The sequence below is a fragment of the Gordonia sp. DT219 genome (assembly GCF_049847065.1).
Classification (GTDB): Bacteria; Actinomycetota; Actinomycetes; order Mycobacteriales; family Mycobacteriaceae; genus Gordonia.
This window is the reverse complement of the sequence record NZ_JBNCNR010000017.1, coordinates 47,355-72,037: the sequence shown is the minus strand read 5'-3', so window position 1 is coordinate 72,037 and position 24,683 is coordinate 47,355. Positions and strand designations below refer to the sequence as shown.

Annotated in this window: 17 protein-coding genes and 1 pseudogene; 10 read left to right on the top strand and 8 right to left on the bottom strand. The window is 59.6% G+C overall.

The features are described 5' to 3' along the window. Positions 1-73 precede the first annotated feature (73 nt). Entirely contained in the window at positions 74-1,675 is a 1,602-nt protein-coding gene (locus ACPXB3_RS17475) for an ABC transporter substrate-binding protein (protein WP_425728747.1), read from the bottom strand. Positions 1,676-1,992: 317 nt separating this feature from the next. Between ACPXB3_RS17475 and ACPXB3_RS17470 the strand changes: the two genes are divergently transcribed. Both ACPXB3_RS17470 and ACPXB3_RS17465 read left to right on the top strand, forming a co-directional pair. Beyond that, the gene (locus tag ACPXB3_RS17470; protein ID WP_425728746.1) at positions 1,993-2,772 is read left to right on the top strand and encodes an OsmC family protein; all 780 of its coding nucleotides are present in this window, start codon (positions 1,993-1,995) and stop codon (positions 2,770-2,772) included. Next, positions 2,703-3,761: a sulfurtransferase gene (locus tag ACPXB3_RS17465; RefSeq protein WP_425728744.1), complete on the top strand. Its 1,059-nt coding sequence runs from the start codon at positions 2,703-2,705 to the stop codon at positions 3,759-3,761. Before ACPXB3_RS17470 ends, ACPXB3_RS17465 begins: the two co-directional genes overlap by 70 nt. 77 nt (positions 3,762-3,838) lie before the next feature. Here ACPXB3_RS17465 and ACPXB3_RS17460 read toward each other — a convergent pair whose 3' ends face one another. From ACPXB3_RS17460 to ACPXB3_RS17440, 5 genes are all read right to left on the bottom strand, one after another. After that, a complete protein-coding gene (locus ACPXB3_RS17460; protein WP_425728742.1) occupies positions 3,839-4,405 on the bottom strand; it encodes a TetR/AcrR family transcriptional regulator in 567 nt (188 codons plus the stop codon). A gap of 153 nt (positions 4,406-4,558) precedes the next feature. Further along, entirely contained in the window at positions 4,559-5,281 is a 723-nt protein-coding gene (locus ACPXB3_RS17455) for a hypothetical protein (RefSeq protein WP_425728740.1), read from the bottom strand. A gap of 140 nt (positions 5,282-5,421) precedes the next feature. Then, positions 5,422-6,252 carry a sulfurtransferase gene (locus ACPXB3_RS17450; RefSeq protein ID WP_425728739.1) on the bottom strand — a complete coding sequence of 277 codons (831 nt, stop codon included), beginning with the start codon at positions 6,250-6,252 and terminating at the stop codon, positions 5,422-5,424. 24 nt (positions 6,253-6,276) lie between these two features. Beyond that, the gene (locus ACPXB3_RS17445) at positions 6,277-7,671 is read right to left on the bottom strand and encodes a hypothetical protein (protein WP_425728737.1); all 1,395 of its coding nucleotides are present in this window, start codon (positions 7,669-7,671) and stop codon (positions 6,277-6,279) included. Positions 7,672-7,712: 41 nt separating this feature from the next. Then, a complete protein-coding gene (locus ACPXB3_RS17440; RefSeq protein ID WP_425728735.1) occupies positions 7,713-9,071 on the bottom strand; it encodes an alpha/beta hydrolase in 1,359 nt (452 codons plus the stop codon). Positions 9,072-9,407: 336 nt separating this feature from the next. Here ACPXB3_RS17440 and rfbA point away from each other — a divergent pair, with 336 nt between their 5' ends. The 7 genes and pseudogenes from rfbA (at position 9,408) to ACPXB3_RS17405 (ending at position 18,598) form a co-directional block, all read left to right on the top strand. Next, positions 9,408-10,289 carry a glucose-1-phosphate thymidylyltransferase RfbA gene (rfbA, locus tag ACPXB3_RS17435; protein WP_425728733.1) on the top strand — a complete coding sequence of 294 codons (882 nt, stop codon included), beginning with the start codon at positions 9,408-9,410 and terminating at the stop codon, positions 10,287-10,289. An 811-nt stretch (positions 10,290-11,100) separates the two neighbouring features. Continuing rightward, a complete protein-coding gene (locus ACPXB3_RS17430) occupies positions 11,101-12,579 on the top strand; it encodes a sugar transferase (RefSeq protein ID WP_425728757.1) in 1,479 nt (492 codons plus the stop codon). Between the two features lie 273 nt (positions 12,580-12,852). Further along, positions 12,853-13,062 (top strand): annotated as a pseudogene (locus tag ACPXB3_RS17425) (Wzz/FepE/Etk N-terminal domain-containing protein); the annotation flags it as partial. Beyond that, complete coding sequence (locus ACPXB3_RS17420) at positions 13,063-14,244, top strand: polysaccharide biosynthesis tyrosine autokinase (protein WP_425728755.1); 1,182 nt, start codon at positions 13,063-13,065, stop codon at positions 14,242-14,244. 416 nt (positions 14,245-14,660) lie between these two features. Beyond that, the gene (locus ACPXB3_RS17415) at positions 14,661-15,656 is read left to right on the top strand and encodes a hypothetical protein (protein WP_425728731.1); all 996 of its coding nucleotides are present in this window, start codon (positions 14,661-14,663) and stop codon (positions 15,654-15,656) included. Between the two features lie 93 nt (positions 15,657-15,749). Further along, complete coding sequence (locus tag ACPXB3_RS17410; RefSeq protein ID WP_425728729.1) at positions 15,750-17,621, top strand: glycosyltransferase; 1,872 nt, start codon at positions 15,750-15,752, stop codon at positions 17,619-17,621. A 29-nt stretch (positions 17,622-17,650) separates the two neighbouring features. After that, a complete protein-coding gene (locus ACPXB3_RS17405; protein WP_425728727.1) occupies positions 17,651-18,598 on the top strand; it encodes a hypothetical protein in 948 nt (315 codons plus the stop codon). Here the strand turns inward: ACPXB3_RS17405 and ACPXB3_RS17400 are convergent. Further along, positions 18,573-19,736: a glycosyltransferase gene (locus ACPXB3_RS17400; protein ID WP_425728725.1), complete on the bottom strand. Its 1,164-nt coding sequence runs from the start codon at positions 19,734-19,736 to the stop codon at positions 18,573-18,575. The two genes, ACPXB3_RS17405 and ACPXB3_RS17400, sit on opposite strands and share 26 nt — an antisense overlap. Positions 19,737-19,868: 132 nt before the next feature. After that, positions 19,869-21,017, bottom strand: a complete 1,149-nt coding sequence (locus tag ACPXB3_RS17395; RefSeq protein ID WP_425728723.1) for a glycosyltransferase — start codon at positions 21,015-21,017, stop codon at positions 19,869-19,871. A 1,224-nt stretch (positions 21,018-22,241) separates the two neighbouring features. Between ACPXB3_RS17395 and ACPXB3_RS17390 the strand changes: the two genes are divergently transcribed. Further along, positions 22,242-24,683: a DUF4012 domain-containing protein gene (locus tag ACPXB3_RS17390; RefSeq protein WP_425728721.1), complete on the top strand. Its 2,442-nt coding sequence runs from the start codon at positions 22,242-22,244 to the stop codon at positions 24,681-24,683.

Below are 24,683 nucleotides of genomic sequence, written 5' to 3'. Positions count from 1 at the left end.
TGTGGACCAAGACCGCCGAAGAGATACTCGAATCCCTCGGCAGACTTCTAAAACGAATTAACGGCGCGGGACACTAGTTCGCGAGCCAGGCATTGTAGAGATATTGATCCAGTCCGACGGCCTTGATGTCATGCAGCTTTGGCTGGTACGCCCAGATGTCGACGTCATTGACGACAGGAATCGTGTACGCCTGCTGGACCAGTTCTTGTGATGCCTTGGCAACGATCGCCTTACGCGCGTTGTAGTCGATGACGGTGTTCTGCTGCTGGAGCAGCTTGTCGACCAGAGTGCCATCGGGTAGGAACGACCGGTTCGAGCCGGTGATCTTGCCGTAGTTTGCGCGCAGCAGGTCAGGATCTGGAGTCGAGTGGTACCAGTAGGCGAGGTCGTATTCACCGGACAGCAGCTTTTGATTGGCTTCGGCCGCCAGGGGCGGATCGAGGTCCACCTGCACACCGATCTTGCGCCACTGGCTTTGGAGTGCCTGCCACCCGGCGTCGTCCTGCGCGGCGCGCAAGACGAGACGCTGACCTTGCTTGTTGATGCGAATGCCGTCCGACCCCACTCGATCCCAGCCGGCTGCGTCTAGCAGCGATTTAGCTTTGGCCGGATCGTATTTGAGGTATTGGCTTTCGTCGACGAAATAGGGATTGGCGGGGCTGAGCGGACCGCGGGCCGGCTTGTCGTATCCCTTCGACACCAGCTTGACGTACTCGTCGCGGTTGATCCCGATCTGCAGGGCCTGGCGGACTCGGACATCCTTGAGGAAAGGCGCCGACGTGTTGACCGGGACCTCCGTGCCTGTACCGGGGTTGAGCGTCTCGGAAATCTTGAGCCCTGCGGCCTTCAGCTGATCAACATACTTGCCGTTCACCCAATAGATGAACTGAAGTTCCTTGCCTCCGATAACTGCACCGTTGCGCACCGAATCCTCGGGAATGATCTTGTAGACGACACTGTCCAGTCGTGCAGGACCAGTGCGGCCGAAGTAGGCAGGCGCCCAATGATATTCAGGGCGCTTCTTGAGGACGATTTCTTGGCCCGGAGTGTAGCTTTCGAGGTAGAACGGGCCAGATCCATCTAACCATTTTTGGCGCTCGGTGACCGGCAGTGCAGCTGTCTTGGCGGACACAATGCCGACATACGCACGCGATAGGTTGGTGAGGAAAGCCGCATTGGGCTGGGCAAATTCGACAACAACCTGATCAGGCGAGGGCACCGTGATGTTCTGAATGCCCGCGACGATCGTCTTCGCGCTGGAGTGGATCCCCGGGCGATTCAGGCTCTCGAGATTCTCCTTGACCACCTCGCCGGTCATCTTGGTTCCGTCGTGGAAGGTGACGTCGTCGCGCAGCCAGAAGTGGTAGACCCGAGCATTCGGATCGACGGTCCACTTGGTGGCCAGCCACGGCTCCAGCTTCTTTGTATCGGGGTTGTAGAAGACCAATGAGTCGGAGAGCGCACGCGCCGAGGTCCGCCACACTTGGTTGACGACCGCAGCGTCGACCCCTCCTGGGTCGGCGCTCAATCCGATGTTCAGCGTCCCGCCGTCTTGTGGGTGTGAGGCGTCTCCTCCATCGGAGTTGTTCGATGACCCGCATGCAGCGACCACCGCGGAGACAAGCACAGCCACCGTTGCCAGACGCACTCGCGCGCCGGCGCTTCTCAGTCTCATCGCATTCCTTCTCAGAACTCAGACCCTTATGGGCATCCACGCCCCGCGAACCTCGGCTTCTCGGCCCAGTCGACGGGCCTATCCCTAGGAGTGCCGCACGGACGTGACTCGCGGACGGTTCACGATAGGGAGAGGTGCTGAACTTCCACCAGAGTTTTACGTCGTGTGGGTAGAATTTTTGTGACTCGCACGCCGCACAGGAAGGATGCATAGCTATCGACAGACGACGTTACAACCAAGAGATCCGCCGGGATGCGGTCGCTCGGGTGCTCGAGAGACGCCGGGCCGAGCCCGGCAATCGGTCGATCCTTCGGGAGGTGGCGGCCGAGTTCGAAGTTGGCTACCAGTCGTTGTGGCAGTGGGTAAATCGGTACGACGACGGTGCGTATACCTATGACTCGACAGGATCTGAATCCGGCTCCGGCGCCGTCGGTGAGTCGCCGGGTCGCGCTTCTGCTGGGTCTGTTGGTGCCGCCGATGGCGCTCGATCTCATGACCGTCTCGCGGCCCTGGAATCGGAGAATGAAAATTTGCGGCTTGCTATAGAAAATCTATCTGAGTCGATGCGGTACCTGGCGTTGGCAGGCCGGACACCGCCGACTGCCAGGGCAGCGGTCACCGCCGCGGTCACCGCCGGACCTGGAGTTGGCGACGGATTCTCCGACGACTCGGCCGGGGAGGTCGTGGTTGCGAGCGGCATCGCAGGGCGGACCACGGACACGACCGGTCGCTACACTCTCAGCGGCGCCGGCTTCGACATCGTGACGGACGCGAATGTTCGGGCCGGGGGCCCAGGTGAGATGGGCAGCGCCCTTGATCTGTTCGTTTCGGCGATCGTCTCGTGTGCGCTCGACTCGTTTCGTCAGGGCATGGGCGATCAGGTGAACGAAGCGGCGTCCGTGGAGATCTTCGCTCGCATGGAAAGAACATCTCGTTCCGATGACCTCGGCACGTTGATACTCGAGTGCTTCATCGACGGTGCCACAGATGCGCGAGTCGCCGATCTGATTGAAGACTTTCAGCGGAGATGCCGAATCTATCGACTGGTGAAGGACACGTTGCCGATCGTGTTCGTTCCTCATGCAGGCGTCGGCTAGCGGCTGGCCGCAGATCAAGACACCCCAACAGGAGACGAAAAGTGTTGAAATTGGCGCGAATTGATGACGAGCGTGCTCGAGATCAGGCCAGACGGTCGGCAACCCTGGTCAGCCCGTCTGAGATCGACGACCTCTTGGGGAAGATCGAACTCGTCGAAGTACACAACTGGCGACGTGATGATTGCATCGTTAGGGACGGCGAGTCGTATGCCGAGGCAGCGGACAGGTCCGGCATGGGTTCCCTGATACCCGGAGCGTCTCTCACTCACGTTCGCCATGATTTCGCGGGCACGGTCAGCGACGCCACGGGGCACCTCCCGCTTCCTCGCAACGGGTCTTTTTCTCCGTCATTGCAGCGATTGATCACCTCTGCCAAGCCGATTGTTGTGTACGCCTGTGACGGGGCTGATATGCCGTCCGCGGCCCGGGCGTGGCTGATATTGCGATATTTGGGCGTAGACGCGGTGCGGGTACTCGACGGAGGCTTCCCGGCGTACCGCGCCGCTACTCAGGAATCTGGCCGAAGTCAGCCGTCGTCGGCGTTGACCACACCGCTACCGCGACCGAAAGTCATTTCTGCCGATGAGGCATTGCACATCGGGCGCGTGGGTACCCTGCTCGACGCTCGACCCGAGGCGGCGTTCCGCGGGAACGCTCAGACGGCCGAGGGCGGCCACATTCCGGGCGCGCGAAACGCGCCGGCAAGCGCCCTGATCGGCACGGCAGGATCGTTACTGCCTACCGTCGAACTACGTCGATGGTTCTTGCGTCACAATGCGATCGGCAATCACCGTAAGGCCGCATACTGCGGGGGTGGGGTTCAGAGTGCACTAGTGCTGATGGCAGCGGCCCTCGTCGGGCTGGAGTTGCCGATCTACCTCGACTCATGGTCGGGATATATCAAGGATGCGGGGCGCCCGGTCCAATTCGGTGACGTGCCACAGTCGGCCTCGGAGGGCACTCTCGACGCAAGTGGATGCTCAGACTGACCTGTCGGGGACATGCGGCCGGACACAGGAAACCGAGAACGTACGAGAGCACACGCCTTATAGAGTCAGTGCACGATTCACCGCTTCCGCCTCCGTTTATCCACCACCCCATCAACCAACGCCGCAAGGTAGGGCTTGATGTCGTATCCCGAGGACCACTCACCCCACCGCCCAAACACTCGGGTCGCATGGGGATAGTCCGCAACGTCGGAGGTGCTGAACGCAACGTCCGGAATTTCTTGTCCCCGCCGCAGCCGGGCGCTGGCGTTCCATTCGAGTTCGGAGGCGATGATCGACCAGATGGTGCGCCAGAGTCCGAAGGCTTCGGCGTCGTCGAGGCCGAGGTCGTGGCAGGCCGACAGCACGTTTTCGGCGGGGGCGAGTGGGGGTACGGCGACGGTGGTGCCGTAGTGCAGCAGGTCGGGTATCCACTCGATGGCGGCCAGGCTCCGGTGGAGGTCGAGTGACTGGGCGAGTATCCGGTCGCGGGGTGGTCCGCTGTAGCTGGTCCAGCCGATCCGGTTGATCACCTCGCCGAGTACCAGCGCGAGGAGCGCGGTCTTGGTGGGCACGTAGTAGTAGAGGGCCATCGGCCGCAGGTGCAGTTGCGCTGCGAGGGCGCATGGTGAGTGCCTCGACGCCACCGTCGTCGAGGATGTCGATGGTGGCGTCGACGATCTGGTGCACGCGCAGGTTCTGCGTGGATGTCGTCGGCATGCGCCCAATTGTGACGCAAAAAGCCGCACGGGTTGATGCAGAACCCCAAGAGTGTTCACCGCAAGGCCGCGCCCGGAGCCCTACGCGATCGGCTGGAACTGGCCCCGCAGGTGGCCGCCCGCGCGGGCATCGGCGATGGCGCCGGTGAGTCGGGTCATGATGGTGCTGGAGACGAAGGGCACGGTCGCCGGCCGCGACACCATGCCGATGAGGGTGTGTGGGTCGGTGTACACCGGTCCGCCGGAGTCGCCGAAGATCGAGAAGGCGAAGGCGTCGAACTCGATCGGGGTGATGCGGCCGATCACGCCGCAGCGTTCGCCGGGGAAGACGGCGCCGGCCCCGTATTTGCAGGCGATCTGGCCGGTGCGCGGTTCACCGATGCGGGTGGCGACGATAGGCGATCCGGGGACCGGCCCGATGTGCACTCCGCGGCGGAGCCGGATCAGGGCGTAGTCGAGTTCGTTGGGTTCCAGGGCGCCTTCGCCGGTAAATGTCTTGCGGGCGATGACGGTCCCCAACGCCGTCTTCTTGTCGGCGGTCTTGATGGTCGACCCGAGCGACGCGCAATGCCCCGACGTCCACGCCAACCGTGTGCCGGCACTGTCGCGTCCGGCGCCGGCGAGCACGCAATGCCCCCACAGCCCGGGCTGCGGACTGGTCGAGATCACCAGACCCGCCCCGACGTCGGGCACCACCGGCGCGGCCGAGGCGAATGCCGGCACCGTACACACGACGAGCCCGGCCGCCAGCGACGACACGACAGCGATGAGCGCACGGCCGAGCGCCGTGGACAGATGAGGCATGCGACATGCTTTCGAGTCGGTAGTGGATGACGCGGTGTGCTGGATCGTATCGGACTCGACCGACCACAACCGGGCGAATCGGGCCGATCCCGTTCGGTCCGCGACCTGTCCCGATGTCGGAAAGCGACCAATAGAGGGACTCAACTCTTTTCCAACGCTCGTCCGGGATCGGCCGTCCACGCGTTCATCGAGCCGTCGTACACCGCGACATCGTCACGGCCGAGCGCCTGCAGGGCGAAAGCAGCTGCCGTCGCCGCGATCCCACCGCCGCAATAGGTCACCGGCGCGACATTCTCGTCCAGGGCCCCGACGGAGTCGAACAGGTCCCGCAACTCTGGCAGGGACCGGAGTCGTCCGGCGTCGTCGACGAGGTCGGCGAAAGGGACGTTCACACTCGACGGAATGTGGCCGGCGGCGAAGGTGTCGCGGTCGAGGGCGTTGATCAGCAGCACCGAGGAGTCGCCGGTCGCCTCGCGCACGGCGTCGGTCGAGGCGATCTTCTCGAGACGTCGACGGGCGGTGAAATGGGCAGCAGGGTAGTGCGATTCACTGGTCTCGGTGGCGAGTCCGGCCTCCGTCCACGCGGCGAAACCGCCGTCGAGCACCGAGACATTGTCGAAGCCCTCCAACCCGAACTGCCACCACAGGCGGGTGGCCCAGATCCCGTTGACGGTGTCGTAGACAACCACCTCGGAGTCGTCGGACACGCCGAGCGCCCCGACGGCCTCGGCGAACCGCGCCGACGACGCCGCCGCAAACGGAGCCTCTTCGTCGGGATCGGACAGCTGATCGGCCTGGTCGACGAACACCGCTCCCGGAATGTGCCCGTCGAGGTAGCTCTGCCGGCCGGACTCGACATGCGCACCGTCGGCATCGAAGCTCAGAAGAACCGTGGCGTCGATGATGCGCAACGCCGGATCGCCGAGACGATTGTGGAGGTCGGTGGCGGTGATGAGGTGCGGGGTCGTCATCTGCACAAGCGTAGGCCCATTCTGCTAGTAGACCGGAATGTGTGGAGTCTGAATGTCAACGGGCACAGGTTCCCGTCGGTGGGTAGCGTCTAACGCCCGCCGGTCCGTTTCCCACGGTTCCGGCTCAGTGGGACGCAACGAACGCTGTCCGGCCAAAGGCCACGCGTGCTGTGCAGCGGCTATGCCGACCATCAACCAGACGGCCGCCCCATACTGGGTAATGAGGGCGACTGTGAGAAGTGTCGGAATCTGTCCGACCAAAGCGATGCTCGCGGGCGATGTGCGCCCGAGGATTCCGTCCCGTATGGTGCGGAGGGCAATGACACACATCCCGATGGTTAGTGATAATACGATGATCCACCCGAAGTCAAGGGCGATCAACAGCGGTGTCGAATCGATTGAGCCGAACTCCCGGTAGAGCGACCTTCCGTGACTGTCGACGCCAACATGGTGCGCTTGCCCGATCCAGACTAGATCGTGGGGAATGAGATGCCAGAGATTCTCGCGGTAGTCCGTGCTCGGATTCAGCTCGCTGTCGAGGGAAGAAAATCGACTCATTACCTTTGGAGCGATAATGATGGTGGCGAGTATAGATAAAATGATCCCGAAGGCACGCACCGATGCGCCAATCGCTCGCGATGAGAGCATTGTGAGTGACATGATTACGACGAGCACTGCAGACAGTATCGGTCCTCGGCTCAAGGTGAAGAGGATGCCAGCAAAGACTATCGCGACGAAGGGAAGTCGGAGACTTCGGCGACTATAGGTGAAGGCGAAAGGTATCGTCATTGCCAGGAACCCGCCGAGGGCGATCGCATGACCGAACGCACCTTCCGAGCGTGCAACACCTCCGCGCAACTGGATTTCCGCCCAGAATCCAAGACTCGCATTGACGTTGCCGGTGCCTTCAAACGCATGCCAGTGCGCGAAATACTCGATGAGTGACCACATTCCTGCCGCTACGCCCACGATCGCCAGTAAGTCGTTGGTATACCGCCATCCGCATACCAGCGCGAGGCGGCGGCCGACTAGATAGGCGGTCATCCACTGTAGAATTACAGCCGTAATGGCGTATCTTGGTGAGTCTATAATGATATGCGCGATCATCCCGAGTAGGATAACTCCAGAAAGGAGTGAATCGGCGAGCAGCCATTTCTTCTGTATTGGGCGATTAACCCATATCGCGGGGGCAACTATTGCAAATGCGATCGTTGCTGGCGGAATAGGAAGGCTTGGCAACTGAAACCAGAAGGGAACGCAAGCCAGCGTCAGCATCCATACTGCGAAGGCTGCACGGGGCCGCGTCGCGAGAAACGCAGCGACGGCGGCGGCGACGGTGATACAAAGGATGGCGGCGAGAGTGGGCGTGAGAGGGTCAACCGATGTAGGCACTCGAAGATTGTCGCTGATCACTGCCATATCGATCCAGTCGAAGCTCTCATGGCTTGCTCACAGCGCAACTACTTCGCCGGCGCAGCGATGGGAGTGGCGGTCGACACTATCGCCGGTGATTCAGATTCCACCGCGTCCGCTGTGGACTCGTCCAACGTAGGTTCCGCTGAGGCCTCTGTGTCCGTGGTGGCAGCTGCGGTCGTCCCGCACTCGGTGGTCGTCGCCAGTGCGGGCGTCGTCGTCGTGTCGAGGGTCGATGGCGCCGGCGTCGACGGCGGATTGGTCACCGCGTTGGTGGTCTGTGGCGCAACACTTTCGGTCACCGACTCATCGGCGTGCTCCGATCGCGCGACAACCGGGGCCGCAGCCGAAGCCGATGGGGCAGCGGTGTCGCGGGCCGGCGTGGAGGTGTCGGGTACCTCGTATTTCGTCAGGGCGTCCTGAACCTGCTCTGCTTCTTCGGCGGCGGTCCGGTTCCACCGCACCCACGTGTGTCCGCCGGAGGTGTAGATGAACTTCACGGGCAGATCGAAGGCCACCGCCTGCGCGTTGAGCCAGAGCGCGGAGAGGAAGGAGACGAATTCGAGTCCGGCGCCGGCGAGCACCTCGGTCGGCTCTCCGTGGCCGAGGGTGAGCAGCTCGTCGAGCTCGGCCTGCGAGGAGATGATCCCGTTGCCGGTGGAGACGATGATGGTCTGGTCGTGGTCCCTCGCGGAGCCGATGTTGTCGCCCACGTCGTTGGCCGCCCATTTGTTGCCGGGAGCAAAGGGATTGCCCCACATGCCGTCGAAGCCGTTCGCGATGCCGCTGCGCGTCGCGAGGATGTAGGGGACGGCGAGCCATCCGAGCGGGTTGTCGGTCTGGTAGTACCCCGACGTCGACAACGCCACCTTGAACACATTCGGATACTTCAACGCCAGGTTCACGGCCTGCCCGCCCGACATCGACAGCCCGACGATCGCATTGTCGGACTCGTCGACGGAGAAGTTCGTGTTCAGATAGGCGGGGAGTTCTTCCCCGATGAAGGTCTCCCACCGTGGATCGTAGGGCTTGCCGTCCGACGTGGTCAGGGGATGGCCGTCGGCGTCGACGGGTTGGGACTCCCAATTCGACGACCACGTGCTCGTACTGCCCTGAATCATTACCAGGTTGTACTTTGTGCTGTATTCCGAATTTCCGTTGTTTTGTCCGCCGTCGTTGACACCGCCGAGGAAGTAGACTGCCTGTTCCTGCTGTCCGGCTTGCTGATCCGACGGTCGGACCTTGACAATCACATACTGCTGCATCGACTCCGACCACACCTTGCAGGTCTGGATGTGGTTGGCCTCGTCGGCTGGATTCGCGAATTCGCAGCCGGATCGCACGACCGTCGGGTCGGCCGCCGCAGCCTTGCCGACGCCACCGACGATGGAGAGTGCGACGGCCACGGACACCACAGCGACGCCCCCGCCATACAGTCGGCGCCGGCGAGTCAATCGGGATGAATGATCAAAATTCTTAGTCACTGAAGCGGCAACTGTACATGTACGAAGTTCAGGTCAGCGACAGTCGGCGAGCGGATTGGTCTGATCGGACTACAGAGAATGGCCGAGTCGCCAGGCGCCCGCGGCTTGTTATGTGCCGTGTATCACTCCTTGTGCGGGCAGCGTTCGCGGCTTCTGCTGAGGCGCAACAGCTTCACGCAGTGCCAGAAACGTGAACGCCGTCTCGACCAGAAGGCGCCCAGCGAGCGCTTGTCGGACGAGCGCGCTTTAATGTTGGCCATGCGTGGAATCATCTTGGCCGGCGGCACCGGTTCGCGGCTGCATCCCATCACCCAGGGGGTCAGCAAGCAACTGGTGCCGGTATACGACAAGCCGATGATCTACTACCCGCTGTCCACGCTGATGCTCGCCGGTATCCGGGATATCCTCGTCATCACCACCCCGTCGGATGCCGCCGCGTTCCAGGGGCTCCTCGGCAATGGTGACCAATTCGGCGTCAACATCACCTACGTCCAGCAGCAGTCCCCGGACGGTCTGGCGCAGGCCTTCGTGCTCGGCGCCGACCACATCGGCAACGACTCCGTCTCACTTGTGCTCGGCGACAACATCTTCTACGGACCCGGGCTCGGCACCCAGCTGGAGGGCTTCGACGACCTCGACGGGGCCTCGATCTTCGCCTACTGGGTCGCCAACCCGGACGCGTACGGCGTCGTCGAGTTCGACGACGCCGGCACCGCGGTGTCGCTCGAGGAGAAGCCGCGCGAGCCAAAGTCGAACTTCGCCGTTCCCGGCCTGTACTTCTACGACAATGACGTCATCGAGATCGCCCGTGACCTGCAGCCGAGTGCGCGTGGCGAGTACGAGATCACCGATGTCAACGCCCACTACCTGGAGCAAGGCAAGCTGAACGTACGGGTGCTGCCGCGTGGGACGGCCTGGCTCGACACCGGCACATTCGACTCACTGCTGGACGCCGGCAACTTTGTGCGGACCGTTGAGCAGCGCCAAGGCCTCAAGATCGCTGTGCCCGAAGAGGTCGCGTGGCGGAAGGGATTCATCGGCGACGACGAACTGATGGCGCGCGCCGAGAAACTCCGCAAGTCCGGGTACGGGGATTATCTGACGGCTCTGTTCGAGCGAGAAGGTTCGAGCATTCGGTGATCGGCCGGCTCAACCCCGAGGCGACCACTCACATCACACTGCTCATCGAGGCACCGCCGGCCTGATCGGCCGTCCGCGGAACCAGCAGCAGATCGGGCCGCGCATCGGACGGCTTCGCGCGCAATCAGTTTTGGGCGCACCGGCGCACCGCTGCTGAGCAGACTACCGGGAACCCCAGAACAGCCTTCAGTACCGCGGCGATCGTACGTCGCTGTTGTGGCGTGCCGTCCGCAAGGGATGGTAGTCCCTGGCGCACATGCGGGCACGGATTGCAATGGAGTATTTGTGCCGCACACTTGTGATCTACGCCACCTTAAGGCCCTTATGATATTCGGGATACTGCACCGCGCTTAGGTTGAAAAACTAAGCGCACTGTAGTCCGTTCAGTTGAATCTGCGTAACCGGACGCTTGGGAATGTTGCACTGACGTTTCAGGATATGGCGTGTGTCAGGCGTAGCGGAAGTTGTCACCGCGAAACTGAGCGCGAGAGTGACTGTAGCCCAATGTCTTCTATCCGACACATGGTGAGCAGGCTGCGCATGTCGGACGATTGAACTACCTAGGGTGAAAAGGTCGCCCCCCGATTGTGGCCGGACGTGTGGGGGGTTATCTTTTCGTACGTGTTCGACGCGGAAGTTGTCGGACAGGCATCGTAGCCTCTTCGGCAGTGGCATCCCAGACTGATGTAGCTCGCGGACTGTGGTGCATTAACGAGTTCAACACTTCGAGAGGGGGGCGCGTCATGCGGACGGTGACTGCGTTCGGCTGGAACGTGCGGAGCGTGCCGTGACCGCTGAACGTGACGCACACGTGAATACTCGACTGCAAGCCGCAGCCGAGAATCAGCGCGACCCCAAACCTCGGTCGTGGGTGCACTCTTACTTGAGAACAGTCGCTTGGAGCGATGCGGTCATCGTCGTCGCGTCGATAGCCGTCGCGCAGATCGCCAGATTCGGCACGGCTGACCCACTCGAGGCCAACGGAAAGTTCGGGTTTCCTGCAGCAGTGGTGTCAGTGGCTCTCGCGGCTGCCTGGCTACTTGCCCTCAGGGCGTTCCACGCACTCGACCGCCGGGTCATCGGTTCTGGACCAGAGGAGTACAGCCGCGTCGTGACCGCTTGTCTGTCGGTCTTCGGCGTGCTGGCCATGCTCGACTTGCTGTTCCGGCTGAACATCGCTCGCGGCTTTCTGCTGCTTGCCCTGCCGCTGGGCACATTCGGATTGTTGCTGGAGCGGTGGTGCTGGCGTCAGCGTCTCACCCGGCAGCGGACTCGAGCTCGCCATCTCGAACGGCTGCTCGTCGTGGGATCGATCGAGGCCTCGGCGCCATTGGTGAAGCGCTTCCTCGCCGCACCGTCCCTGGGGTATGACGTGGTCGGTGTGTGCCTGCCGCCAACCCGCCGGACGACACCGGAAGAACTTCGCATCGGCAGCCAGATGGTTCCCGTATTCGGCGACTTCGATGACGTCGCCTCAGCGGTCGTCCACACGGGAGCGACCACCGTGGCGATCACCAGTTCTGAAGCGCTGGGCCACCAAGTGATGCAGGATCTCTCATGGGATCTCGAGGGCATGAACGTCGAGATGCTCGTGTCGCCAGGTGTCACCGATGTCGCCGGCCCGCGCATGTTGGTCCGCCCGGTCGCAGGCCTGCCGCTGCTGCACATCGACAAGCCGCGGTATGAGGGCGCCAACCGATTTCGTAAGGCTGCGCTCGACCGCGTCGGCGCTGGCCTTTCCCTTCTCTTGATGGCACCTGTGATAGTCGCTGTTGCGATCGCGATCAAGGCCGACAGCAAGGGGCCAATCTTCTACAAGGCGACGAGGGTGGGGCTGAACAACGAGGCGTTCCTGATGTGGAAGTTCCGCTCGATGGTGCAAGACGCCGATTGGCACCGGCACAAGCTCGCCGACCTCGATGAGGGAGCCGGCTTGCTGTTCAAGATGCGCGACGACCCCCGGGTCACACGCGTGGGACGCCTCATCCGCCGCTACAGCCTCGACGAACTTCCGCAGTTGTTCAACGTCCTCGGCGGCACCATGAGTCTCGTCGGCCCACGCCCTCCGTTGCCCGACGAGGTCGAGCAGTACGACGGTCGTGTGGCCCGACGCATGTTGGTCAAACCCGGCATCACCGGACTGTGGCAGGTATCCGGCAGGTCCGATCTGTCGTGGGAGGAGTCTGTGCGATTGGATCTCTCGTACGTGGAAAACTGGTCGATTATGCAGGACCTCGCGATCTTATGGCGTACATCGAGGGCCGTATTGGCGAAGGACGGAGCGTACTGAGTACACGTTGAAACTGCACGCGTCAGCGGACGCACGCAACATCTTGAAGTTGCGACTCTGCCGAGTGGACGACTTCGCACATCGGGTAGTGATCTGATCTCAAGCTCCTCCAATTCGCGATGGCGGAATAGCACTTGAATTCCAATTTTCAGCCACTGGTTTTGCCGCCGGCTGAACAATATGCACAGTAGATGAGGAGCGGTAATAGTGAGTGACCAAACTTGGCGATACGAGAAACACGTAGACCCACTCCGGGCCAGCATAGCGGCACTCATGGGCCGCTGGTGGATAATTGCATTGTCGGCGCTAATCTGCGGGTCGGGTGCGTTGCTATTGTCGGGGCTTCAGCCGGCTGTCTATCGTGCATCGGCCACGATGTACGTGACATCGGCCCCCGACTCAAATGGCGAAAGCGCGTACCAGGGATCGTTGGCGTCCCAGCAACGAGTCGCATCCTACGCTGAACTAGTCTCTTCTGACGCCGTGATTTCCGGCGCCCTGCATGAAGCGAGGCTCAATATGAGCCGTTCTGACGCCGCGAAGGCGCTATCGGCGACAACAAAGCCAGAAACGGTCCTCCTTACCATCAGCGCTGACACGGGTGATCGGGAAACGTCAGTCCAACTGGTAAACGCGGCGGCCAAATCTATGGCAAACTATGTAGCAATAATTGAAACACCACCTGGTGGTGGACAGCCTGTAGCAAAGCTTACCCTTGTCACTCCAGCCTCTGATTCTGCTCTCGTGAGTCCAAAGTCACTATACGACTGCCTGCTCGGGTTAGCTGTCGGAATCTGCATCGGATTGATCGTTGCATATCTATCGATCCGGATCGACTCAAGAATCCGAACGGCGGATCAGATTGTCAATCATCCTGGCGCGCCGCCTCTCCTAACATCAGTTCCACAAAGGAAGGATATGGCGTCCTATAGGGCATCAACCTTCGCTAACGACATATCGCCTCTTGCTGAAAGCTATCGTAAGCTAAAAGCAAACCTAATATTAACCGACGTAGACGCAGAAATTACAGCCATTCTGGTAACGAGCGCAAAAAAGGGCGAAGGAAAAACGACCACCGCGATCAACTTGGCAGCTGCGCTTTCCGAGTCAGGAGGCCGGTGTGTCATCGTAGATGCCGATCTACGTTCACCTTCGGTTGCCGACCGTCTGGGCGTCTCGAGTTCAGTCGGAATCACCAACTTCTTGCGTGGAGAAGCGTCACTTCTAGACTTGGTCCAGAAAACAGAGATCGACGGTGTAGAGGTGCTCGCGAGCGGGCCAATCCCGCCCAATCCAGCAGAACTGCTCGGATCGATCCGATCAAGCACAATCTTCTCCGAGCTACGTACACAATATTCACACGTAATCGTCGATAGTCCGCCGATTCTTCCGGTAGTGGACGCCATGGTCGTGGGCCAGTACGTCGATGCCGTAATTATGGTGGCGCGCGCGGGAGTAACAACCTGGGCAGAGTTTGACGAATGCTTGGCGAGCTTTCGTGCCGGAATATCCAAGTCGATCGGCGTCGTGCTCAATGCGGCTGCTTCAAAGAGATCTGAGTATGGATATGGATATGGCTACGGCTACGGAGTAGACGTACGCGACACGTCGGCAGTCAGCGCGATCGATCTCGACCATTCCGCAACAAAATCCGGCGTGAAATAGAGTAGTTCGAGTGACAATCGCAATTTCTATCCAGCGTAGGGCCAACCCTTACCGAAGTGTAAAAAATATCGGGGTGCCTCATTTCTCATAGAACCGGTGCGGATAACGTCCAAAATCCCCGAAGAGTATATGAATCGAAGTATACTGCGCGGGGACTCACAAAGTCGATACGACTAGACCACTCGACGTGGCGGGACGTGATGTTGGACCCTAGGCTTCGGGCCCCGGTTCTGTCGGCCTTGTCTCAAGCGATTGGCGTCGTACAGCTATTTGCGTTGCTCTGGAGGCACGGTGCCTCTAACGCGACTGATGCATACTTTTATTTCTTCAACCTAGGGATAATGCCGATCCAAGTCATCCTGGTGGGACTTCTCTATCCGCTTCTATTGAATAATGAGAGAGCTACCTTTAGGTCCGTGAAGGTGATACGTAGGATCACCTACGTTGGTACTTGCTTGGCGATCCTCGGTGGAGGTGTCTGGATATGGGCGACCGGGCGGATGACAACCGCAGTACTGGCAATCACAGTACTGAGTGGAATTAATGCGCTAGCACAGGTACGGCTATGGTACCGCGCGGTTCTCGCCGAATCCATCGGATCGCCCATGCTTATGGCGGCAGTTGCTTTGCCTGCAAATCTTCTCGGAACCATCAGCCTCATGCTGCCGTGGCGAGACTCGAGCACAGCCGTGATTGCTATGGTCACTGCCTTGCTACTAGGTAACAGCATTTTTGCCGTAGTGGCCGATTACAAATCTATTGGACACGCGGCAGTAGCATCTCTAGATACATCAGGCCAAAAGTACTCAGCGCCGGCTTGGTTCCTAACAAAATCTGGAATTAGCTACGGCGGCCTGACGATAATTCAATCTGTATCGCTGACGCTTCCCGCAACGACACTTACCATCCTGACGTTACCTACAAAGCTAGTGGCATCAGTCTCCGGCACCTTTATCAATTCCGTCCTCCCTCTTATGGTTCATCAGAACACATCTTCAAAAACGTCTGTCCGTCGATTCATAAACTTCTCGGTCGCGATGTTGAGCGTTCTAGGGGCTGCCCTCGCCGCAGGGATGTGGATCTGGAAACGAGAGTGGTTCGCGATTGCTGCTGTGAGCGCGATCTGGTTGGTTTCATCGGGTATTGCTGCAATAGCGCAGCGAATGTCGTTTCGATTCCTCCGCCCCAGTGCTGCAAAGGTCTCGATAATAGTTGTTCCGCTGATCGTGGTGTCGGTTGTGATGTCAGAGCAGTTCGGCTCGTTAAATATTCTAGTCCTACTCTGTGCATACGCACTGATCGACGCGCTGACAGCACTAATGTTCTTTCATCTGCTTCGCGAGTGGCGGGGGTGGGCGGTAGCATTGGCCTCCGTACTGACCCTGATTGCTGTCTGGATATCACAAATATGATGAGATTCCGCGGGATCCTGCGGGCCATCGCTGAGAACCTGACCGTTCGGAAATCGTCCTCTTACGGATTGCAGACGAAATGGAACTGACAGAATGGACTTAGAAAAAGTCGCGGCCGTCGTGGTACATCACCGTAGTGTTGGAACCATCGGCGCTACCGTTTCATCCCTCGTTTCGGAAGGGTTCAATCGTAAATCGATTATCGTAGTTGACAATAGTGAGGATGAGGCTGTCACCCATGAGCTAGACAGGGTCTTCGGCGGCAGAGGTATCAGGGTTGTCACAACTCGGAACTGTGGATATGCGGCAGCGGTGAATCGCGGTATAGCGGTACTTAACGATGATCTAAGTTGTGTTCCGCGCTACGTACTGGTATCGACCCACGAGTCTCGACCAAAACCTGGAGCCGTCAGCCTTCTCGTCTCTGAGTTGGCTGATGATCCAAGACTGGCCGCGGTAGGTCCGACTCTCGTCACGGACGGTTGGGCCGGTAGTTCGCAAGTCTGGTCCGAAGGAGGATATCTCACGCGTCATCTCAAGCTTCCGCGTCACTTCGGGCACAAGGTCGAATCCAAACAACCTCAGACGGAGTTGCCAGGGACGACTGAGCGACAGTGGCTAGACGGAGCTTTCATCGTCTACCGATTTGACGCTATCCGCGATAATCCAATGAGAGAAGACTATTTCTTGTATATGGAGGAAGTTGATCTTCACCTCAGTTTGCATTTGCGCGGTTGGAAGGTTGCGTGGGTACCGACCGCGGAGGTTTGGCAGAGCTCGAATGGTATTCCTGATTTCTATCTAGTCAGAAATACGAGAATATTGCAAGCGCGCCACGGCAGCATCCTCTCCCGTGCCGCCGCGGCCCCCTATGAGATACTGCGAAGGGTGATCGCAAAGTCGAAGCGCCGAGAAGTGCCGATTTCACCTAGAACGATCTACCGTGGGTGGCAAGAATCTAATTCGGTGATTCGGTCTACGCCACGAAGTCTCCACCCGAGAGTGTCGATCGTAAACCCGCTTGGTGCGACTCTCGCGCACTACTCGGGCGCGTTGCAGGACGAGTTGTGCCGCGGCGGCATAGATACTACGGTTCGCGCGATCCATGAGCCCTCTGCGGCCGACTACGGCCGCTTGAGTTGGCTTGCACGTGTCTATTGGGCTTGCGTGCTAGCACGCCTCGATTCTCCCGACTGTGTCCTCGTGACGTGGCCGCCACTGGGGTATTTCGACCTCTTTCTCGCTCGGTTGTTTGGCGGTCAGAGGACCGCCGTGGTGATTCACGACCCAGTTCCCCTAGTACGAGCCATCGGCTATGGACGCCTGTCTGTTCGCGCGGCTAGAGTACTTCGCGGCGTCACCGTGGTCACCCACAGTGAGCTTGCCGGTAACGAAGTAGCGTCTGTGGTGCGCGCGCGACCAATTCAAATTCGTCATCCGCTTAGCTCACATACTGCCGGTGGTTCGGTGAAGCGCGCAGAATGTGGGCGTCCGCTAGTCCTGGTTTTCGGTCAATATAAGCCGGACCGAGACGTCGAGCTTCTAAGACGACTGGGCCAGAACATCTCACAAAGCTTCCGGCTGCAAATAGTCGGCCGAGGCTGGCCAGATGTGCCGAATTGGGAAACAGACGATCGTTTTGTGCCGGAATCGGAAGTAGATGCACTCTTATGTTCAGCTGCTGTGGTTTTGATCCCCTATACCCGCTACTACCAGAGTGGTGTTGCGTTCAGGTGTGTCGAACTAGGTGTGCCAGTGGTGGGCGGCAGGAATCCCAGTCTCGTTGACTTACTCGGGAGTGACAGCCCCTTACTGGTGCGAGATGTTGCGTCGACTCGGGAATGGGGTGCGGCGATAGTATTCGCAATTGCATCGGGACGGGAATGGGTCACGCAAAGGAAAAGTGTCCTGCTGGAAGATTCAACGGCTGACTGGGTGCAACTGTTAGAGGAGGTTTCGAATTGAATTCAAGTGACAAGTTCACTCTCTTGACGATGGGCGCTCCTCATCAACTATCGGTCGATGCATGGCTCGCTGACCCAAGAGTTGGTGCCGAGATTCGCTGGAAGCATGCGGCGCCTAGCGGCCTGAGATTCGGGCGGCGGTCCCTCGGCATCGGTCTTGATTCTTTGCTTCTCGCGATGATGGCGCGGCTAGGACGAGCCGGCCCGCCGTACTTGTGCGCGAATCCGTGGACTGCGGTTGCGCTTCGTCTTGTTGGTATATCGCAGTTTGCCGTCACCGGAATCTATTCGACTCCTGAAGGGAGAACCTGGAAATTGCTGCGTCGTGCGATTGGCACGAATCCTGTCGTGACGCTTGTCGATATCGAATCGAGTATCTGGAACGGGGCAGGAGGGCATTCTACGGCAGTTCTCTATGGGAATACATTCGGCTATCCCAGGTCTGCAGACGTACGAAACGAGGCGGCTCCAGCAAGGATATTTGTTGGTGGAACCTCTGATCGGGATCCGGCGCTCGTAGAAGCGTTGGTTGAGCAATTGGCGATTGCTGGGTACCTGACGGAAGTAATCATTGCGGACGGTTCTGGACCAGATTCCGAAATCCGCGGCAATTGTAATGTCACGAGGATGCCGCAGGTTACACCCGAAAAGTTCGGGCCGCTGCTTGCGAGTTGCGAAGTAGTCTTTTTGCCCCTGGTTGATAGCGGACGTGCTGCAGGGCATATGGTGACCGTTGGCGCATTGGAAGCAGGGCTGCGAGTTCTGACGAGCGATGTGCGCGGTATGGAAGGCTATGTCGATGGGTTCTTCGTCCAGTATCTGAGTGCAGACGGACTCTTTGCAAAGCAGATCCAGGAAGCTGTCGCCATAGCTTCGGCAACGGCTCCGTCAGTGCGTGACTATTGGCGTCAAAAGTTTAGTACCGAGGCCTATGCGGGTCGGGTTATGGATGCTATCGCCTGGTTGGTGGCTCACTGAGTGGATCTGCCAGTTCTGTCACCGCTCTGAGTCGAGTTTGGTGTAGCCAAGTATCTACTTCTTTTCGAATGTCGGTTGTTGGGAGAGTGGCCAGCGTCTTAGCCGAATCCGATTTGAGAATTGAAGTTTCAATAGCGTTCGCGACGTCGTTTGGACTGGCGTCTTCTGAGACGATTTCATGATTATGGTGACGTAACCAGGACGAATACCCGGTCGCGTCCGTGGACACGATCGAACATCCGTGCGATAGCCCTTCCGCTATTGGCAGACCGAGCTGTTCCCGCCATCGTCTCTCGCGACGAGACAGGAGCACAACTACCCTCGCGTCCCACAACATCTGATGGATTTCGCTTCTTGTCGGGTCAATTTTCACGACAATGTCATTGCGCACTTTCGCTCGATTAACTACTTCTTTCTCCAGTGGACCTTTTCCGATAATGGTCAAGGATGTGTCGTGGCGGCGGGTAGACTCCCATGCATCGAGAAGCTTGCGGACCCCCTTGCGATCGGAGAATTCACCTACGAATAGCACACCGTTCTTGTCATTTGATATATTTGAATCTTCTAAGGCTGTGCCCGTAGCGGATGTGCAGGTGCATGGTGCGGGCAATTCGAGTACTGTGAGCTGTTCGGTGCGCTGATGCCACCGAACAAAGGCCGAATAGTTGTCTTCTGCTGCGCCACTCCCGAAGGCAACCGCATCAACTGGACCAGTGATAAACCTGAGTACGGTACGAACAAGCAGCATGACTGGCACTGATTTTGCGCTTATTCCGAGAAAGCTGCCGACTGTCTGGTTCGGAGGGTGGTTTTCGATTGCGTAAGTCACTACGCGAAAATCACGCCTCAGGGCGCGACGGGCAATTCGAATAGCTGCAACTTGGACTACGAGCGATGGCCATGCCCGCACCATGAGCGGCTCGTTTAGTTCTATTGTGTCAGCTTTCGTGGTGAGTATTGCTTTGGCCATTCCAATTCGGGACGCCTGTCGCACATTCAATCCGTTCGCAAGGTCGGCCTGATAGTCGTACATCGTTTCCCGATAAATCAATTCACCTGGAGTCCACGTGCCGAGGATCTCAAGGTGATTCGAACGAAGTGACTCCCATATGCGAAGTACGTTCTCGTTGGTTCTCACGGTTGATTCCTTACGGATTGGCACTTGCAGACGCTTTGCGCCTGAATTGGCTACACGGGTTGCTTGTGTTTGACGCATCACTTGCGACCGCTTCTATCGCGTTCCTCGGTAGGCATGATCGGGTTACATTGACTACCGTGTTGGCTGGACTCGTGAGGCCTTGACCGCTCGGCGCAGTGCGTCGTTGTAGTCAGCACATACTGAGTTCCACGTATATTCATTCTTTTGTCGTCTTAGACTTTTGGTAGACAGTTCAGTCCTGAGCGTGTCATTTCGCATCACCTGGAGTATCGTGTTCGCTATCCCTTCAGGCGTTGGCTCTGTATACAGAGCGCCGTCTTCAAGGACCTCCCGGTTATACGGAGTGTCTCGGGCGATGATTGCAGAACCACAAGCCATCGCCTGGACGAGAGCGGGGTTGGTCCCGCCTACGCTGTGTCCATGAAAGTAGACTCCAGCATTGGCCCACAGGGAGAACAGCTCTGAATCGTTACGGATATGTCCGAGCCAATGGATGTTGTCGTTGTGGCGCGCGATCGACTCAAGGCGCTTCTCGACTTCTCCGCCGTATCCAGAAGAGCCGACTACAACGACCGGGTGGTGTCTGCTAATCGTGGTTGCTGCGTCGATAAATGGTTCTATAGAGTTTTCGGGTACAAGCCGTGCAACATATAGCACGTACGTCCCCTTGGCAAATTTCGTGTCATGGAGTACCTCGAATGACTCGGTTGCGCCATAGGGAATAAAGTTTCCTGACCTTGAAAACTGGCTCTCCCATATTTTTGCGATGTGCTTTGAATCGAATACGAGGTCAGTGGCATAGGTCGCAGTTAGTTGGGCTCCAAGCCGGAACGCCGCCTTCGCTAGCCGGCCCCACTTTGCGCGCTCCCATTCGATTCCGTCGACGTTGACGACGGTTGGTATTCCCCTTAACCGTAGTAGGGGAATCCAGAAGCCATTGGCGACATTCATTATAAGTGCCGCTTCAGGTCGTTCGCATCGAGAAGATATGACCTTGATTGTCGAGGTGAATCCGTAGGACAACGTGCTTAGCTTTTTAGTCTCGATGCCGCTAGTAAACAGTTGACGAACCCCGTCTATTTCGGGTTGCTCTGAGGTGGGTAGTCGATCCACTTCTGGACGGCAATATACGTCGACATTCCAGTCGTGTGCGGCGAGGTAGGGGATAAGACTCCGGAGGAGCGTTTCAAATCCACCGTAGAAGGATGGGTAGCCTCGGGTTCCGATTACGGCGACGCGTGGTCGTTGGGCTTGTTTCATAGTGTTTCTTCCGAGTCGGGACGGGTAAGGCTGCTACAGTGAGACATCTTGGTTCGGTAGGTGGGATGCTCTTGCTTGTGAGGTTTCCTTGGTGCTCTCGTCTAGACAGATCTTGTAGGGCCTCCATGGCTCGCTGAGTGGCGTCCTAGCCGTTCGGATTCTCTGGAGTGGGTTCGCGTACCGGATTGTTTCGCCTTTGTCGAGTGTTCGGTGGATGCCGATTTTATGTGGCGTCGAGGGGCCGAACCGGGGTTGGTTTCCCATATTGAATCCGTTCGGTTGCTGCGCGTCGGTGTGGTCGCATTCGCCTCTTCTCTGACGTCCGCGCCGTGGCCCAATGAGACATCTGTCGAAGACGAGTGCCCCCCGTATGTGGCGCTTGGTTTGCCACTGCTTGCAATAATGTGGATCGGGCGCGGGCACGCCAAGATTTTAGACTGCGCTCAGAGCCGGCACAATTCGGGGGATTGGCTGTCCTGAACTGAGCTAGATCGGTGCCCGGAACGCAGTCATGTGTCCTCAATCTATTGGTTTGACGCATGAGTGTGCGGTGCGGTGACTGCGATGGAACGGGTGTTGTTCATGTCGACGAGTTCTGTTTGGTCACCCAAGGGCTCAAGGCGCGGGTTGCTGTCGGGTGGACGTGTATTTGACTGAGGCGCACTCGACATGCTCGTGGTTGGCTGAAGAGGGTTGTCGCAGTTCGACTGATCAGTGGCGCCTCGCCGGGCTGGCAGCGGTGCACTTGGCGGCGAGTAGAGGTACCACATGACGTCCAACGGGATCGCGCCTCAGCAGTAGTCCCGGCTGGACGACGTGTCGTCTGAACAGTTGAAATTCTCCTTGGGAGGCTTGGATGTGAGGCCGTGGCGCGTCGTGCTGTACCCCCATGTCGGGCATGTGTCGTGGTGCCTTTCGCCGGGTCTCGATATGCTTGTCCCAGCGAGTCGCTCGTCCGCCAGATCTCCCGCCGATCGATCGATGGTAGCGGTGGTTGAGTAAAGCGGTGATTCTGCCGTCGCGGCGTTGGGACTCGAATTGTGCGCTGGACGCAGGCGGGATATCTTCTGTGCACAGAGTGCCACGTCGTGGTCTGTGCGAGAGGTGGGCGTCTCGTTGAGGCGCCGATCACAATTTGTCGGCGTTGGATGGCCTTTCGGTGCGGTCGCGTGAAGCGGCGCTCAGCGCATCTGGTTTCGGCCTCGAGGGGCGGAGTGAGTAGCGGTGCGGGATCACGCGTCGACAACATCCGGGAATGGACCGGCGGATCCACCCTTCACCGTGCTGTTTGTATGTAGTGGAAACGTGTGCCGGTCGCCCCTGGCGGAGCGGGTATTCAACGAACAGACTGCTGCCGGTCGCGTCCGAGTGGCGTGTGGCAGCGCTGGCGTCGGCGCGCAGGATGGACAGCCGATGCACGCACTGTCGGCTGAGGTCCTTGAGGAGCACGGATTCGATTCGTCTATCTTCGAGTCCCGCCATCTGCGGGCAGAGATCGCGGAGTCGGCAGATCTGGTTCTTACCATGACTCGGGAGCACCGCGCGGCTTGTCAGCAGATGGTTCCCTCGCGGTGGAAGCGAATGTTCACCCTCGTCGAATTTGTCGAGCTGGTCCGCGATCTCGGAGACGTCGGATTGACGGAGATCGTGAATTCGAGATCCCGCATCGATGCCAATTCTCCCGACCTCGATATATCCGACCCCATCGGACAGCCCAAAGAGGCCTTTGAGCGGGCATACGCTGAGATCGAACCGAGAACAGGGATCGTCGCGGCGTGGCTTGCGGGTTCGGTTATCGGTTCGCCGTATCTGGCGGTGCTTGAGGACCGCGGCAAGCCGTCGGCCGCGGACGCACCTGGCGAAGGAGACAGTGGTTCCGCAGCCGTTGAGGAGGCGGGTAACCACTGGTACCGAGGCCGCATCCTCTGGGCCGGCGTCGGAATCGTCGTCGCGCTGCTGCTCCTGATTGCTCTCGGCTGGCTGGGCTATTCGGCATTCAAGGTCAAGGGCGAACTCGAGGCCGCGCGTACGGACGCGCAACAGGCACGCACTTCCATCCTGGACGGCAATGCGACCAAAGCGAAACAGTCGGCGGAATCGGCTGCCGACCAGGCCGGCAAGGCGTCCGACCGGACGCATGGCGTGGTGTGGTCTGCTGCGTCCGCGATTCCGTGGCTCGGTGATCCGCTGGATTCTGTGCAGCAGATCAGCAGTGCCGTCGCCGACTACTCGTCGCAGGTCCTCGTGCCGTCGGCTGACTTGTCGTCGGTGCTCGATCCGTCGAAGTTGCGGTCCGGTGACACCATCAACACCGCTGCCCTTCGCGATGCGCAACCGCAGCTGGCGGTGATCGCCGGCAAGTCCGCGGCCATCACCCACCGGGTCGCCGGGATCGACCCGAGCTGGTTCGGGACGGTCGCCGACGCGCGCAACCAGCTCGGCGGTGTCATCGACGACGCCAACAGTACGGTCCAGGGCACGCACATCGCCTCGCAACTGGTCCCGTCGATGCTCGGCGGCGACGGCCCCCGCAACTACTTCCTCGCACTGCAAACGCCGTCGGAAGCACGCGCCACCGGCGGACTGCTCGGCGGATTCGGCATCCTCAACGCCACCAACGGGCGCCTGACCACACCGGAACTCGGCCGCAACTCCGATCTCGAAAACCCGGCGCAGCGACAGATCGACCTCGGCCAGGACTTCAACGACCTCTACGACTGGACCAAGGCCTACACCGACAACCGCAACAACAACATCAGCCCGAACTTCCCCGACGCCGCCCGCATCTGGATCGCCAACTGGAAGGCGCAAACCGGTCAGCAACTCGATGGCGCGGTCGCGCTCGACCCGATCGCCCTGAGCTACGTCCTCAAGGTCACCAGCCCCGTCACCCTGCCGGACGGGGAGAAGATCACCGCCGAGAACGTCGTGCCGATCACTCTCTCGACCTCGTATCAGCGGTTCGCCGACAACAATGACGCCCGAAAAGCGTATCTGCAGAGCATCTCCCAGGCGGTGATCACCCAACTCGGCCACGCCCACGGCGACACGGGCGCACTCCTCGAGGCGCTCGGCCGCGGCGTCCACGAACGCCGCATCATGGTCTACAGCACCGACCCCGACGATCAGCGCATCCTCGACACCACCAATCTCGGCCACCAGCTACCGGATTCGTCGGCCCCGTACATGGACGTCACCATCGGCAACGTCGCCGGCAACAAGATCGACTACTACCTGCGCCGCGAGATCCGCTACACCTCCGGGCCGTGTACCGGAAAGACCCGGCAGTCCACCGGCTCGATCACCCTCACCAACACGCTCGACGACATGTCGTTGCCCGACTACGTGATCGGCTCCATGGGCGCCACCCGCGCCAACCTGCCCCGCGGCACCAACTTCGCCAACGTCCAATTCACCCTCACCCGCGGCGCCACCATCGACAAGATCAGCGTCAACGGCGCACCTACCCTCTACTCCACCGGAGAACTCGACGGCCACACCGTCGTCTACACCCAAGTACGCATCCCGGCCGGCGAGTCCGTCAGCGTCGACGTCACCTTCACCGAACCGACGTCGGCGCACGGGCACGCGCAGGTGCCCGTGCAACCCCTCGTCGACAATCCCACCCCCACCATCGACGTCCCCGTCTGCGGCCCCGAAGGCTGA